This is a genomic window from Mesorhizobium sp. M8A.F.Ca.ET.161.01.1.1 (assembly GCF_004792105.1).
GTDB lineage: Bacteria > Pseudomonadota > Alphaproteobacteria > Rhizobiales > Rhizobiaceae > Mesorhizobium.
In genome coordinates this window covers 660,288-675,307 of record NZ_SRTD01000001.1, presented here as the reverse complement: position 1 = coordinate 675,307, position 15,020 = coordinate 660,288, and the positions used below count along the sequence as shown (strand labels likewise).

General features: G+C 59.9%; 15 protein-coding genes and 1 pseudogene. 13 read left to right on the top strand and 3 right to left on the bottom strand.

Annotated features, from left to right (window positions below; translation table 11 throughout):
• The first annotated feature begins 3 nt into the window (after window positions 1-3).
• From EN804_RS03475 to EN804_RS03460, 4 genes are all read left to right on the top strand, one after another.
• Window positions 4-540 (top strand): DUF2249 domain-containing protein, encoded by a 537-nt coding sequence (locus EN804_RS03475; protein ID WP_135900615.1) that lies wholly within the window; start codon window positions 4-6, stop codon window positions 538-540.
• Window positions 537-875, top strand: a complete 339-nt coding sequence (locus EN804_RS03470; protein WP_135900614.1) for a metal-sulfur cluster assembly factor — start codon at window positions 537-539, stop codon at window positions 873-875. Before EN804_RS03475 ends, EN804_RS03470 begins: the two co-directional genes overlap by 4 nt.
• Window positions 872-1,357: a group III truncated hemoglobin gene (locus EN804_RS03465; protein WP_135900613.1), complete on the top strand. Its 486-nt coding sequence runs from the start codon at window positions 872-874 to the stop codon at window positions 1,355-1,357. Before EN804_RS03470 ends, EN804_RS03465 begins: the two co-directional genes overlap by 4 nt.
• A 177-nt stretch (window positions 1,358-1,534) precedes the next feature.
• Window positions 1,535-1,750, top strand: a complete 216-nt coding sequence (locus EN804_RS03460) for a DUF1858 domain-containing protein (RefSeq protein WP_135900612.1) — start codon at window positions 1,535-1,537, stop codon at window positions 1,748-1,750.
• Here EN804_RS03460 and EN804_RS03455 read toward each other — a convergent pair.
• On the bottom strand, window positions 1,747-2,451 hold the full coding sequence (locus EN804_RS03455) for a Crp/Fnr family transcriptional regulator (protein ID WP_135900611.1): 705 nt from the start codon (window positions 2,449-2,451) through the stop codon (window positions 1,747-1,749). The two genes, EN804_RS03460 and EN804_RS03455, sit on opposite strands and share 4 nt — an antisense overlap.
• A gap of 227 nt (window positions 2,452-2,678) precedes the next feature.
• On the opposite strand from EN804_RS03455, the gene EN804_RS03450 reads away from it, so the two are divergent.
• Window positions 2,679-3,122: a pseudoazurin gene (locus EN804_RS03450; RefSeq protein WP_135900610.1), complete on the top strand. Its 444-nt coding sequence runs from the start codon at window positions 2,679-2,681 to the stop codon at window positions 3,120-3,122.
• Between the two features lie 79 nt (window positions 3,123-3,201).
• Window positions 3,202-4,407, top strand: coding sequence for an NnrS family protein (locus tag EN804_RS03445; RefSeq protein WP_135900609.1), 1,206 nt, complete (start codon window positions 3,202-3,204; stop codon window positions 4,405-4,407).
• 143 nt (window positions 4,408-4,550) lie between these two features.
• On the opposite strand, the gene EN804_RS03440 is transcribed toward EN804_RS03445, so the two are convergent.
• Entirely contained in the window at window positions 4,551-5,411 is an 861-nt protein-coding gene (locus tag EN804_RS03440; protein WP_135900608.1) for a ferritin family protein, read from the bottom strand.
• A 163-nt stretch (window positions 5,412-5,574) separates the two neighbouring features.
• Between EN804_RS03440 and EN804_RS03435 the strand changes: the two genes are divergently transcribed.
• The 7 genes from EN804_RS03435 to EN804_RS03405 all read left to right on the top strand — a co-directional run bounded on the left by EN804_RS03435 (window position 5,575) and on the right by EN804_RS03405 (window position 14,540).
• Window positions 5,575-7,899 carry a NosR/NirI family protein gene (locus tag EN804_RS03435; RefSeq protein ID WP_135900607.1) on the top strand — a complete coding sequence of 775 codons (2,325 nt, stop codon included), beginning with the start codon at window positions 5,575-5,577 and terminating at the stop codon, window positions 7,897-7,899.
• 24 nt (window positions 7,900-7,923) lie between these two features.
• On the top strand, window positions 7,924-9,849 hold the full coding sequence (gene nosZ / locus EN804_RS03430) for a TAT-dependent nitrous-oxide reductase (RefSeq protein ID WP_135900606.1): 1,926 nt from the start codon (window positions 7,924-7,926) through the stop codon (window positions 9,847-9,849).
• A 4-nt stretch (window positions 9,850-9,853) separates the two neighbouring features.
• Window positions 9,854-11,236, top strand: coding sequence for a nitrous oxide reductase family maturation protein NosD (locus tag EN804_RS03425; RefSeq protein ID WP_135900605.1), 1,383 nt, complete (start codon window positions 9,854-9,856; stop codon window positions 11,234-11,236).
• Complete coding sequence (locus tag EN804_RS03420; RefSeq protein ID WP_135900604.1) at window positions 11,233-12,150, top strand: ABC transporter ATP-binding protein; 918 nt, start codon at window positions 11,233-11,235, stop codon at window positions 12,148-12,150. Before EN804_RS03425 ends, EN804_RS03420 begins: the two co-directional genes overlap by 4 nt.
• A complete protein-coding gene (locus tag EN804_RS03415) occupies window positions 12,147-12,977 on the top strand; it encodes an ABC transporter permease (RefSeq protein ID WP_135900603.1) in 831 nt (276 codons plus the stop codon). Before EN804_RS03420 ends, EN804_RS03415 begins: the two co-directional genes overlap by 4 nt.
• 2 nt (window positions 12,978-12,979) lie before the next feature.
• Window positions 12,980-13,534 (top strand): nitrous oxide reductase accessory protein NosL, encoded by a 555-nt coding sequence (locus tag EN804_RS03410; protein WP_135901015.1) that lies wholly within the window; start codon window positions 12,980-12,982, stop codon window positions 13,532-13,534.
• A 133-nt stretch (window positions 13,535-13,667) separates the two neighbouring features.
• Window positions 13,668-14,540, top strand: coding sequence for an FAD:protein FMN transferase (locus EN804_RS03405; RefSeq protein WP_246693356.1), 873 nt, complete (start codon window positions 13,668-13,670; stop codon window positions 14,538-14,540).
• A gap of 58 nt (window positions 14,541-14,598) precedes the next feature.
• On the opposite strand, the pseudogene EN804_RS38795 reads toward EN804_RS03405, so the two are convergent.
• Window positions 14,599-14,858 (bottom strand): annotated as a pseudogene (locus EN804_RS38795) (coproporphyrinogen III oxidase); the annotation flags it as partial.
• Between the last annotated feature and the right edge of the window lie 162 nt (window positions 14,859-15,020).

Sequence of the window (15,020 nt, the reverse complement as noted above, 5' to 3'; positions counted from 1 at the left end):
CAAATGAATTCCCCGCATTACGACCTTGACGTTCGACCGATCCTTCGCGAAGGCGGCGAACCCTTCACCGCCATCATGGAGGCAGTGGCGGCGCTCGCTCCCGGTCAAAGCCTGCGCTTGCTCGCTTCCTTCAAACCGTTTCCCCTGTTCCAGGTGCTTGGCGCGAGGGGGTTCGAGCCTTCGGCCCGTGAAATTGGCAACGGCGATTGGGAAGTGATCTTCACGCCCGCCAATGCTGTGCCACCAACGCCGGAACAAACCGAACTATCCTCGCGCTCTGCCAGTGGAGACGACTGGCCTGAGCCAGTCATGGAACTTGACAACCGCGACCTCGAGCCACCGGAACCTATGGTCAAGGCCTTGGAAGGAGTCGAATCCTTGACGGCCGGCCAAACCATAGCCGTGCTGCTGCCACGTGAACCGGTGTTTCTGTTCGAGGAACTACAGGCGCGAGGCCACCGCTGGCGCGGCGCCTTCGAACCGGAAGGGCACTATCGCATCGTTGTCCGCTCTGGTGGACCGGGAGGGCGACGGTCGTGAGCGACGAAGAGGACGAGATACTGGCGGCTGGTGTGCGAGAAGCGCTGCGCATGGTCATTGATCCCGAGCTTGGAGAAAATGTCGTCGATCTCGGACTGATCTACCAGGTTTCGGTGGGGCAGGACGGGACGGCGCACATCGAAATGACGACCACAACCCGAGCATGTCCGGCCACGGGCTATCTCAAGGACGCTGTACAGTCGGCGGCTTGGATCGTAACCGGAATCCACAACGTCGAGATCCGGCTCACCTACGAACCACCGTGGACGCCCGAGATGATGAATGCCGACGCCAAGCGCCGTCTTGGCTTGGTCGAAACAGGAAGCAATGCATGAACGGAAAGCAACGAAACAAGCCAACGATCGTCGTCGACGGCATGCCGTTGTCGAGCGTGCTTGATGAGAAGATGATCCACCGGGTCGTGCACGGCTTTTACGAAGAAATTCGTCGCGATCACCTCCTCGGCCCGATCTTCAACGCCGCGATTCCACCTGAGGCATGGCCGCATCATTTGGCGAAGATGTGCGACTTCTGGTCCGCGACGCTGCTGCGAACCTCCCGCTATGAGGGCCGGCCGCTGCCGCCGCATCTGACAATATCGGGCCTCGGTGAGGCGCATTTCCGGCGCTGGCTGACGCTGTTTCGAGCCACCGTGAACCGCGTTTGCCCGCCTGAACCCGCAGCGCTGTTCATGGCCCGGGCGCTGCGCATTGCTCACAGCTTCCGCCTTGCAGTCGCTTTCAGCCGCGGGGAAGACACCATTCACGTCAAACCAATCCTCGAGGAGAGCCTCTGCTCAGGTAGAGGCTCAGAGTGATCGCAATGTCCATTCGACCACCTGGGAGATCGGCCTTTCATGCGACTCACTAGGCTCTCCGCCCCGTCCGTCCTGCAGCAGGCTGCGGGGACTAGTCATCTTCCTCTTTGTTCCTGCGCAACGATCATCTTGTAAGACGGTAGCATGATATTCGCATAGCAAACGCGGACAAAAGGCATGAAACCTCGATACAGTGACGATGTTACGATGGACGCAATCATGCGCGAGTGGCCGGCAACCATCCGCGTCGTTCTACAGCACGGTATGCTTTGCGTCGGCTGCCCTATTGCTCCGTTCCACACCATTTCCGAGGCGGCGCGCGAGCACGGGCTAAGCGAGGAATCACTTCGTTTGGATCTAGATGCCGCTATCGAGCGAACCCGAGCGGATTAATTCTTCCCAGTCCGCCCTTCAGCCAGCACAAGCAGGCGGTGAGGTTCAACCACGGTCACCTTCTCGCGTCCGCTTTTGACGAGCCCCTTCTCCTCCCAAGATGAGAGCAGCCGGCTCACCGTGTGCAGCGTCGTTCCTGTCATCTCGGCAATGTCCTGCCGTGAGATCGGGAAGTCGATCATTATTCCTTCATCGGTCTTCCGGCCCGTCTGCTTGACCAGCTTAAGCAGCGCATGGGCGACTCGTTGATCCACCTGTTCGGTGGACATCTCGACGACGCGCGTGTGAGCGTCCTGCAACCTGCTGCCTACGGTCTTATATGTGTTGGCGCCAAAATTGGGGAAGGCGTTTGCGAATTTTGGCCACAAGTGACCTGGCCAGGCAAGAAGCACGCAATCGATGGCGGCGATCGCACTGGCCGGATAGGTAGTGCGGCCCAGCGCGTGAGCAATGCCCATTAGTTCGCCGGGGCTAATGTAGCGCACCGTCACCTCTTGGCCATCAGGCGTTGTCTTGATGACACGGACATGGCCGTCGAGCAGCAAGAAGAACGAATGAGCTTCCTGCTCCTGCTCGAACACGGGTTGGTCCTTGGCAATCCGTAACGACCGGGCTTGACCGATTATGTAGTCGAGATCCGTGGGGGCCATACCCTGAAAGGCAGATAGCCCGGCAATCAATGAGCGATCGAGGCGGCTCAACTGCAGCGCCCCTTCCGAAACTTTACTGTGACCATGAAAGGCATTCCGTATCTGTCGAGCCACACAATGTCATAGGCCACCGACGGGCGGCAAGTGGCACACACCGCGGCCTTTTTCCTCATTTCCCAACTTTGTTTGCGCTGCAGCAAAGTTCTCAGGCCGGACACAGCTTAGAAAAGCCACAGCGGTAAACGCCGTCGAGCATAATTGACCAGAAAGGTAAGATCATGAGAAATGCAATCGTAATCGCCGCCGCGCTCGCGGCGTCGGTGTTGGCTGGAGTGGCGCAGGCCGCCGACCATCAGGTCCAGATGCTCAACAAGGGCGAGAAAGGCGTGATGGTCTTCCAGCCTGACTTTGTCCAGGCAGCGCCTGGTGACACTGTCACGTTCGTGCCAACCGATAAGGGCCACGATGCCGAGACGATCAACGGCATGATCCCGGACGGCGCGAAGACTTTCAAGGGCAAGCCGGGCGAACAAATCACCGTTACACTCGACAAGGAAGGTGTCTACGGCGTGAAGTGCGCGCCTCATTATGGGATGGGCATGGTGGCGTTGATTGTGGTCGGCAAGCCGGTCAATCTGGCGAAGGCAGCCGCGGTCAAGCAGTCAGGGAAGGCGAAGAAAGTGTTCGAAACCCTATTGGCTGAAGTTCCAGCGGGCAATTGAAGGCAGCATTCAGAAAACCAGCGGGATCCTCCGGACGGACATCAGTCCGCCTGGGGGTCCTCTTTGAAAAGTGCATAAGATGGCAATTCCTCGCACCCGGCCTGGCGCTTATCCGGCGGTTCTTTCCTACGGTTTCCGGCCGTTCTTCCTGCTCGGCTCGCTGTATGCCGGAGGGGCGATCCTGTTGTGGCTGCCGTTGTTTTATGGTCGGCTCGAAACCTCGAGCGCCTTCCTGCCCGTAGACTGGCATGTCCACGAGATGCTGTTTGGCTATCTCGCGGCGATCGTCACGGGATTCCTGCTGACCGCTATTCCGAATTGGACCGGACGTCTGCCGGTGCAAGGCCTGCCGCTACTGGCGCTCGTCCTGCTGTGGCTTGCGGGGCGGGTTGCGGTGTTCTTTTCGGTGCAGACCGGCTGGCTCGTCGGAGCCGCAGTCGATTGCGCCTTTCTCCTGGCGGTAGCGGCCGCCGCCGCGACCGAAATCATCGCGGGCCGAAACTGGCGGAACCTCAAGGTGCTGTTGCCGGTCGCCGTGCTTCTGGCGGCCAACGTGATGTTTCATGTCGAAGCACACTACCAGGGCGTCTCGGACATCAGCCGCCGGCTCGGCCTCGGGGCTGCCGTCGCTCTCATCATGATCATAGGCGGACGCATCGTTCCCAGTTTCACCCGGAATTGGTTGGCTCGCGAAAATCAGGGACGCCTGCCGGCCCCGTTCAGCCATTTCGACGTAGCAACGATCGCGCTGTCCGCGGCCGCATTGGCGGCTTGGGCCTTCGTTCCTGAAAGTAGCGCGACAGGCGCAATGCTGATCGCCGGATCGGCTCTCAACGCTATCCGGCTTGTGCGCTGGGCGGGTGATCGCACGCTGCGTGATCCGCTGGTGGTGATCCTGCACGTCGCGTTTGCCTTTGTGCCGATCGGTTTTCTGCTCGCCGGACTTGCCGTCGTCCTGCCGGAGACTGTCCCTTCCGCGGCGGGCATTCACGCGTTCAGCGTAGGAGCGGTGGCATGCATGACGCTCGCCGTCATGACCCGAGCCACGCTTGGGCACACAGGGCGCGATTTGCAGGCGAACGTTGGCACACGCGTGGTCTTTGTCGCGATCGTGCTTGCGGCCGTCATGCGCATCGGCGCCGCGTTCCTACCTGCGCAAGCAATGCTCCTCCACATATCGGCGATGTTGTGGGTGGCGGCCTTCCTCGGCTACGCGGCCCTGTTTGGCGGGATGCTCGTTCAACCCAAATTACGTGCGCGGCAGCCGAACAAAGCGCCTTCTTGACGCGCTAACCTGGACCGCACCGTATCCAAAGAAACGGAATGGCGTCGACATCGCTTGGTATGACGAATCCGGAATTCGTATCACATTGGAGCAGGCAATTGGCGAATTGCGGTGTTGAACCCACACACTGATCGCGCCACCAATCATATCGGCTGTTCGTCGAGATATCTCAAAGTAGCCAAGCGCTTGATGGCAGTCGTTGCTAGGATTTGAGCTCGGTCGCGGTCGGCCTGGAGGGGAAGGCTTTCCCCCGCGTTGAGGTAGGATTCGGCCAGCAGCTCGCAGAGAGCATCCAAGGATTCCGGCGATCGGTCGCTGATTGACGTGTTCGTTCCAAGCGGACTGGCAGTGAGTTGTTGCGCGAGCTCTCGTGCCTCTGCCGCCAGATCGCTAAGCACGGTCCTGTCATGTTCCCCGCGAAACGCCGCAAATGCTTTCAATCGGATCGCGACCAGTTCTTCCATGGTGGCGAGATCGCCAGCGCCGGCTAATGTCGCGTGGGCCTCACGACGCGAAGAGAATGCACGCCGGCGTTCGATCCGCAGAACACGGGCATGTTCCAGTTCCTCTCTGGCCATCTGCTCGGCAGCGGATCGGATCTCCGTTGAGGGTGCGTTCGAAGCTACATAGGACCAAAAGGCAAAAGCGCGCTCTTCGTTTCTCACTGCCATCGCAAACGAATGGTAAGGGTCCACAAGTTCCGGCGAGACCACGGCCGTGTTCTCGTCATCGAAAACACCTTTCGGCGTCCATCGGAGCTGCCTCAGATCCGGATCATTGCCACTGGATTGTCGGGACCAGCGAGTGACGTTTTCGATATGGCCCGTTTCCTCCTTGACCAGGCGCTCGAAGACCTCGGCCAATCTCGCCTGACCCTTATCGCGCATTCGCTGTGCCAGTTCCGCGTACCTTTCCGCAGATTCTTTCTCCATCGCGAATGCGATTGCCAGAAGTTCGGCCATAGACCTGACCGGCGCCGCCGGCTCTGCTTGCAAACGAGACATGACTCTCTCCGATGCCAGTTTTTTTCAACACTAGGCCGACTGCCTGGAAGTTATTTGCGCTGCGTCAAAGAACTCTCGTCCAAAACCGCCGACACACACGCCAGAGGCCGCTGGCGGACGAAACCAGCTAGCTCCCAGCTTGAGAACGTAATGAAGGAAGCCGATGCCGGGGAGCATTTCCAAACGATATACGTCAACCGCTTCCTTACGACTCTCGAGGAACTGGCGCCGTCTTGCTGCGTGGGCAATTGCAACCCTGGCAATCCTAGCTGTCTGGTCGGCACCCACCCATGCCGGAACACTCAAGGACTACTTGGCAACCACGAAGCCGGGGGAGCTGATCCAGGGTGGCGATCGATACGGGGAATTCGAAGGCGTCCCGCCGCTGGCGCCAATCTACTCGGGAACCCGAAAAATCGGGTACGCCTACCTCAACACCGACTTTTCCAGCGCGGTTGGATATTCGGGAAAACCGATCAGGATCCTTGTCGGCATTGATGCCGCGGGGATTATCCGCGGGATCAAGCTGGTCGAGCACAAGGAACCGATCGTCCTCATAGGCATACCGCAGGCAAAGGTCGTCGCGGCACTCAACTCATTGATCGGCAAGGACCTCAGCCGCGTCGCTGCAGGGGCAGAACAACTCCCGCAGGTCGACATCGTCAGCGGTGCCACCGTGACAGTTCTGGTGATGAGCGACAGCGTCGTCCGCTCCGCCGTCAAACTGATCCGGAGCAACCGTCTTGGTGCAGCCAGTTCGACTGCGACGCCAGTCGCCCAAGTCGTGATCAAGAAACCGGATCTGTCCAAGTCTGAAATCCGCGATTGGGCTTCGCTCCTCGGCGATGGCTCAATTCGCAGCCTCCGCCTCACCGTCGGCGAGGTCTCCGACGCTTTTGCTCAAGCCGGCCATCCAGAAGCGTCCGCCAAGCCCGAGACAGCCAATCCAGGCGATCGCTTCGTCGACTTGTATGTGGCTGCGGTCAGCGTGCCGACGATCGGTCGCAGCCTTCTGGGAGATGCCGGTTACGAGCGGCTGCAAAAGAAGCTCAAGCCCGGGCAGCAGGCGATCATTGTTGCCGGTGACGGCGCTTATTCCTTCAAGGGTTCAGGCTATGTGCGGGGCGGGATTTTTGACCGGATCGAACTGCTGCAAGACGGCCAAGGCGTCCGGTTCCGCGATCGAAATCACACGAGGCTCGGCGACCTGGCGGCGAAGGGCGCGCCGAGCCTGCGCGAAATTGCATTGTTTTCCGTACCGGATGAATTTTCGCTCGATCTCACACAGCCTTGGGAACTGCAGTTGCTAGCCCAGCGCAGCTATGGTGCGCGGGACAAGGCAGTCCTTCCGTTCAATGTCGGCTATGCTCTTCCCGACCGTTACCTGGCGATCGAAGAGCCACCGGTGCAGGAGGCCGTCAAATCGGTTTCGGAAGCGGCCGCGCCAACACCTGCGTCGGCTGAAGAGCCAGGCGCGACTTTCCCCGACCAGGAACCGCTCTGGATGAAAATTTGGAGGATGGACACAGTTTCGGTCGCCATCACCGTGGCCGCGCTCCTTGTCCTTACCGCCATCTTCTTCTTCCAGAACTGGCTGGTTCGGCGGCCACGCCTGTTCGGTTGGGTGCGACGCGGCTATCTCCTTTTCACACTGGTCTGGCTTGGATGGTACGCCAATGCCCAGCTCTCCGTGGTCAATGTGCTGACGTTTTTCAACTCGTTGATCAGCGGCTTCAGCTGGGAATTCTTTCTGTCTGCACCTCTCATCTTCATCCTTTGGGGTGCCGTTGCGGCCGGGCTGCTCTTTTGGGGCCGTGGGCCGTTTTGCGGCTGGCTTTGTCCGTTCGGCGCGCTCCAGGAGCTGACCAATAATCTGGCGCAGTGGCTGAAAGTACCCCAGATCACGTTGCCCTTCGGCCTGCACGAGCGGCTGTGGCCAATCAAGTACATCATCTTCCTCGGCCTCTTCGGCCTTTCGCTCTATTCGGCGGGAATGGCCGAGACCTACGCCGAGGTCGAGCCGTTCAAAACCGCGATCATCCTGAAGTTCGCCCGCGAATGGCCGTTCGTGATCTTCGCGCTGGCGCTTCTCGTCGCCGGCCTGTTCATCGAACGCTTCTACTGCCGCTATCTCTGCCCGCTCGGCGCCGCGCTCGCCATCCCAGGGCGCATCCGCATGTTCGAATGGCTGAAGCGCTATCCCGACTGCGGCTCGCCCTGCCAGCGCTGCGCCAAGGAATGTCCCGTTCAGGCGATCCATCCCGAGGGGCAGATCAACGTCAACGAATGCATCTACTGCATGCATTGCCAGGAACTCTACCACGACGACCATCGCTGCCCGCACATGATCCAGGTGCGGCTAAAGCGCGAAAAATTCGAGGCGCTCGCGTCACCGTCGAGCCGGGGCAAGGGGCCGGCCAAGCCAGTGATCGCCTTCAAAGGCAAGCCAATCGAGCAAAGCAGCCCGGTTCCCAGTTCAACGACCTAAGACTCAACCAGAAGGAGACGGAATATGTCGGAAGAAGACCGCAAGAGAACCCTGAGCAGGCGCCAGCTGCTGGGTACGTCAGCAATCGTGGCGGCCGCCGGCGCGTCGGGCATTGGCGGCACGCTGACATTGGGCGGGAGCATGGTGTCGCCGGCGGCGGCACAGAGCGCTGCGACGGGAGGGCAAAAGTTCGAGGTCATGCCAGGCGAGCTCGACGAATATTATGTGTTCTTTTCGAGCGGCCAAAGCGGCGAAGTCCGCATTGTCGGCGCGCCTTCGATGCGCGAACTGATGCGAATCCCCGTCTTCAACCGCTGCAGCGCGACCGGATGGGGCCTGACCAACGAAAGCCGCAAGGTGCTGACCGAAGGGCTGCTGCCGGAAACCAAGGAATTCCTGAAGGACAAGGGCGGCATCTACCTCAACGGCGATCTTCATCACCCGCACCTCTCGTTTACGGACGGCACCTATGACGGCCGCTACCTGTTCGCGAACGACAAGGCCAATACGCGTGTAGCCCGCATCCGCCTCGACGTGATGAAATGCGACAAGATCATCCAGCTGCCGAACCAGCACACCGTGCACGGTCTGCGCGTCCAGAAATATCCGAAGACAGGCTACGTGTTCTGCAATGGCGAGGACCGGGTGCCGATCCCGAACGACGGCAAGGTCCTCGACGACAAGACGAAGTACCACGCCATCTTCACCGCCGTTGACGGGGAGACAATGAAGGTCGCATGGCAGGTGATGGTCGACGGCAATCTCGACAACGTCGATGCCGACTACCAGGGCAAATATTGTTATGCCACCTGCTACAATTCCGAAGAAGGCGTCAATTTGGCCGAGACGATGGCGAAAGAGCAGGATTGGGTCGTCATCTTCAATCTCAAGCGCATCGAGCAAGCCGTCGCCAAGGGTGATTTCAAGGAAATCGGCGGCGTGCCGGTCATCGACGGACGCCACGGTTCGCCCTACACCCGCTACGTTCCCGTCCCGAACAGCCCGCATGGCATCAATACCGCGCCAGATGGAATCCATGTGGTGGCCAACGGCAAGCTGTCGCCCACCTGCACGGTTTTCGATGTGCGCAAGTTCGACGACCTCTTCGACGACAAGATCCAGCCGCGCGATGCCGTCGTGGCGGAACCCCAGCTCGGTCTTGGACCGTTGCACACAGCTTTCGATGGCCGAGGCAATGCCTACACCACCCTGTTCATCGACAGCCAGATCTGCAAATGGAATATCGACGACGCCAGGCGCTCCTTCGCCGGCGAGAAGGTCGATCCGATCCGTCAGAAGCTCGACGTCCATTATCAGCCCGGCCACAACCATTCCTCGATGGGACAGACCAAGGAGGCGGACGGGAAATGGCTCATCTCCCTCAACAAGTTCTCCAAGGATCGATTCCTCAACGTTGGCCCGCTTAAGCCGGAGAACGACCAGCTCATCGATATCTCGGGCGATACCATGGCGCTCGTCCATGACGGGCCAAGCTTTGCCGAACCGCATGACGCAACCTTGGTCCACCGGTCGAAAATAAATCCCGTCAGCGCATGGGATCGAGCGGACGCGTTCTTCGCTGACGCCGTAAAACAGGCAGCTGCTGACGGCATCGACCTGCTCGCGGATAGCGAAGTCATCCGCGACGGGAACAAGGTTCGCGTTTACATGACGTCGGCTGCACCGGCGTTCGGACTTGAGAGCTTCTCCGTCAAGCAAGGCGACGAGGTCACGGTCTACGTCACCAACATCGATGAGGTGGAAGACCTCACCCATGGCTTCGCCATCGTCAACTACGGGATCAACATGGAGGTTGCGTCCCAGGCGACAGCTTCGGTGACGTTTACGGCCGACCGGGCAGGCGTCTACTGGTATTACTGCTCCTGGTTCTGTCATGCCATGCACATGGAGATGCAGGGCCGCATGTTCGTCGAGCCGCAGGCCGCGTGACGGCATGGCTCGATTGGCCACCCTCGCAACTTTGGGAATGGCGGCGTTTCTTGTCGCCATTCCCGGTAGCAATGCCGGTGCGGCGGAAATCGCCGTGCCGGCCGATGAGACGCCCCTTCAAACGATCCTCGATGCCGCCGCGCCCGGCGACGTGCTGTTGCTGGCAACCGGCAGGCACCGTGGTCCGGTCTCCATCACCAAACGGGTGACGCTGCAAGGCCAGGCAGGAGCAATCGTCGAAGGTGATGGCCAGGGAAGCGTTATCACCGTGGAGACAGCGAATGCTGCGGTGCGCGGTTTGGAGATTGTCGGTTCCGGATCCAACTTGGATGCGATGGACGCCGGCGTGTTCGTGAAAGAGACCGCCAAGGGCGCGATCGTCGAGGGAAACGCGATCCTCGGCAACCTCTACGGAATATATCTCCATGGCGCTGCGGGCGCCGTCGCTAGGGGCAACCGCATAGAGGGCATGCGCACAGGGCGGACGAACCAGGCTGGAAATGGCGTCTCCGTCTGGAACGCGCCTGGCGCCAAGGTCGTGGGCAACCAGATCAGCTTTGGACGCGATGGCATTTTCGCGACTGCCAGCAAACACAATGAATTCAGCGCGAACATCTTCCACGATGTGCGGTTCGCCATTCATTACATGTACACAAACGACAGCGTGATCAGCGACAACGTTTCAGTCGGCAATGTCGTTGGCTACGCCATCATGTATTCCAGCAGGCTGCGGGTCACGGGCAATTTGTCCGACGGCGACCGCGATAACGGGCTGCTGTTCAATTATGCCAATGGCTCAGAAATAAGCGGCAACGTGGTCCGCGGCCGAAGGCAGCCGATCGGCAGATGGGCGAGCAACGGACAGCGTTTCGCCGACACGGACGGACTTCCTGCGGGCGACGCGGACGGGGTGGTGACTGCGACAGGGGCCATTACCCGCCTAGGCCCCGAGAAATGCGTGTTCATCTATAATGCAAACAAGAACCGCTTTCGCGGCAATCGATTCGAGGGTTGCGAGATCGGCGTGCATTTTACGGCCGGTTCGGAAGGCAACGAGATGGCCGGTAACGCCTTCATCCGCAATCGAAACCAGGTGAAATATGTCGGTACGCGCTACCTCGATTGGTCGAGCGGCGGCCGAGGTAACTACTGGAGCGACAACCCGGCTTTCGACCTGAACGGCGACGGCATCGGCGACAACTCCTACCGGCCGAACGATATGATCGACAAGGTCCTGTGGACAGCGCCGGCGGCGAAGGTTCTCGTCAATAGCCCCGCGGTGCAGGTGATCCGCTGGGCGCAGACCCGATTTCCCGCAGTCTTTCCCGGCGGCGTCGTCGACAGCCATCCACTGATGAAGCCGGCCGACACGGAGGAGAGCCAATGAGCGTCAACATTCAATTGAACTCCGTTGCCAAGCACTTTGGCAGAGTCAGGGCCGTCGATGAAGTTTCATTCGCACTGAGTGATGCTGAGACCGTCGCCCTCGTTGGGCACAACGGTGCGGGCAAGACGACCCTGATCAAGCTCATGCTTGGGCTGAGCCGCCCCACATCAGGTTCCGTAACCGTGCTGGGGCAGGATACGTCAGCCGGAAATTCCGCCGTTCGCAGACATCTTGGCTATCTGCCGGAGAACGTTTCGTTCAATCTGGTTCTGACCGGCCGCGAAATGCTTCGTTTCTACGTTGGATTGAAGGGCGAGAGCCCGCGTTCCGTGAACGAGCTGATGGATCGAATCGGTCTTGCGCATGCTGCGGACCGACGCATTGGAACTTACTCGAAGGGCATGCGGCAGCGGCTGGGATTGGCGCAAGCGCTGATCGGAACGCCGCGGGTTCTTCTGCTGGACGAGCCGACCACCGGCCTCGATCCAGAACTGCGCCAGCAATTCTATCGGATCGTGCGTGAAATGCGGGATGCGGGGACAACGATCCTTCTGTCGTCGCACGCCCTCAACGAACTCGAAGGAAACGCCACGCGCGTCATTATAATGAACGAAGGCAAGAAGATCGCGGACGGGTCGCTCGACGAATTGCGGCGGATCGCTCGCCTGCCGACGGTCATTCGGATGAGGGCTACCGACGGCGGCGTCCAGCGCATCAGGGACTGGATGGGAAATCGGCCGGATCTCCGACAGGTGAACGGCCATACTATCGAATTGGACGCGTCCCCCGATAGCAAGATCGCGTTCCTGCGCCGGACAGCTGGCGCCGACGTGCCGTTCGACGACATCGAGATGGTGCCGCCCGGCCTCGATGAACTTTATGCCCATTTCCTCGGCGGGAGACCATCAGCATGAGTACGATCGCGCTTCTGGCCGTCAAGGAAATCCGCGAAGGGCTGCGAAACCGCTGGGTGGTGGCAGCGACAGCACTGTTGGCGGCGCTCGCGCTAACCTTGACGTTTCTCGGCAGTGCGCCAACTGGCAATGTCGGGGCCGGCGCTCTTGACGTGGTCGTGGTGAGCCTGGCCAGTCTCACCATATTCATCGTTCCGCTCATCGCCTTACTGATCTCCCATGATGCGATTGTCGGCGAGATCGAGCGCGGCACGATGACGTTGCTGCTGAGCTATCCCGTCCGGCGTTGGCAAGTGCTTCTCGGCAAGTTCCTTGGCCATCTTGCGATCCTGGCATTTGCGACCCTCATTGGGTATGGCGTTGCCGCGATTGCGCTGGCGGCGACTGGAAAGTCGATCGGCGGCGCCAGTTGGTTCGCCTTCGCAACAATGACGGCCTCGTCGGTGCTGCTCGGAGCCGTGTTCGTGGCGATCGGCTATCTGGTCAGCGCGGTCTCACGCGACCACGGAACCGCGAGTGGGATCGCGATCGGCATCTGGCTCCTGTTCGTGCTGATCTACGACATGGGGTTGCTGGGATTGCTGGTAGCAGATCAGGGGCGATTCGTGACTGCCGGCATGCTAAATGCACTGCTTCTTCTCAATCCGACCGATGCGTACAGGCTGCTGAACCTCATGGGTACTGCCGACATCAGTTCGGCATCCGGCATGGCTGGAACCGTCCAGAGTGTCGCGCTCGGTTCTTTTTCGCTCGTGGCGGCATTAGCAGCGTGGACGGTGGCGCCGATGGCGGCCGCCGCTTTCATATTTTCGAGGAGGGAGCTGTGAGGATGCGCTTGGGACTGACACTCCTCGCCGGAAGCCTCATAGCCATAGCCGGCTGTCAGCGCGGCCCGGACAAGACGCCGGCGCCGTTCGCCATGACCGAAGATGCGATGGGCCGCTATTGCGGCATGAACATCCTCGAACATCCAGGCCCGAAAGGGCAGGTTATCCTTGCCAAGTACGACGAGCCCATCTGGTTCTCCTCGGCCCGCGACACGATCGCCTTTACCATGCTGCCAGAGGAACCCAAGGACATTCGGGCGATCTACGTGTCCGACATGGCGAAGGCACCCAACTGGGATAATCCAGGCATCAACAACTGGGTGAATGCCAAGGACGCATTTTTCGTCATCGGCAGTGACAGGAAAGGTGGCATGGGAACGGCGGAAGCGGTGCCTTTCTCCTCCAGCGAATCCGCCCGGGCTTTTGCCAATGAGCATGGCGGTCAGGTCTTGGACTTCGCCGACCTGCCGCGCGGTTACGTTCTGGGGCAGGAGTCCGAGACGGCTTCCTATGGCAGCTCGGGCCCGCAATCGCTTGATCCCGACAACGCAAATTGAGGGCGCTATGATCTCCCATATGTCTCGCCGTCGGTTCATTGGCATAACCGCTGCTGCTGCTGGAATGGCGCTGCTTCCGCTCGCTCGCAAAGCTCTGGCGACACCGTCGGCCGTCTCGTGGCGCGGAGAAGCTATGGGCGCCCAGGCAACGCTGCTCATCAACCATCCCGACCGAGCCTTGGCCTTGAGGCTCGTTGACCAAGTTGCCGCCGAAGTCCGCCGCTTGGAAAGGATTTTCAGCCTCTATCGCGAGGATTCGGACCTTACGAGACTGAATCGCCAAGGATTCCTGGTCTCGCCAGCAACGGATCTCGTCGAAATCCTTGGTTGTTGCAAAGACGTCTGGCGTCTCACCGAGCGCGCCTTCGATCCTACGGTTCAGCCATTGTGGATCGCGTATCAACGTCACTTTTCCGATCCCCGAGCCACTGCCGCCGGGCCCTCGCGTCAGGTCATACAGGAGGCACTTGATCGGGTCGGCTTTGACAAGATGGCCTATTCGGAAGACCGCATCGAATTGCCCGTGGCCGGGTCGGCGCTCACGCTCAACGGCATCGCGCAAGGTTACGTAACGGATAAGGTTGTCGATCTGCTGCGTGCCGGCGGCGTTGAGCACGCGCTCGTCGACATGGGCGAAAGCCGTGCGATCGGATCGGCGCTGGAGGACCGGCCTTGGCGCATTGGCATAACTGATCCCTCTAATTCCGATTCGATTCTGAAAGTCTTACCGCTGACGGACAGCGCCGTCGCCACCTCGAGCCCGGCCGGCTTTCAGTTCGATGAAGACGGCCGGTTTACCCATATTATTGATCCGCGAACCGGATCCACTCCACAACGCTATGCGAGCCTGAGCGTCGTCGCGCTGACTGCCACGATTGCGGATGCGCTGTCGACCGCCTTCAGCTTGATGGACGTGGAGACAATTGCCGGTGCGGTCCGACGCCTCGATGGCGTAGACGCGTATGTTCTTTCGCAAGACGTTCTATGGACGCACGTCAAGTCTTAAAATCGGGGAGCGCGGATAGGCGGCAAAGGAACAAGTCTAGTTGCCCGCATTGTCAGGCGGCTCTGCCACGATCGGTTACCAAGTGAATCTCCTCCCGCAAGACTGCGAGATAATCGAGAATAGGCTCGTCCTTTCTCGTGATGGTGGTGTGGCAACGGCAGTGCCAACACGCCAATCGGCAGAAGGGGATGTGGAGATGAAGCGATACTGGCTCACCTTTAGGAAGTCGCCACCCAGTCGGCATAGGTACCTGGACCCCACTTGCGGGCGAGAACGCGGAGCCGTTGGGTCGCTGGTATAATGAGGAAGGACGGGCATCTCCTATTTTCTCAGGACGGACGGAACGTCAGTCATACTAGCCGTTCGCCCGTACGGCTCTTTGGAAAATGTCAACAAGCGGCAATTTCCCAGTCCCTCCAGGATTCTCGGAATTGTTTGCGTTTCGACAAATAGGCTGGCTGACCACGGGGTAGATTTTCG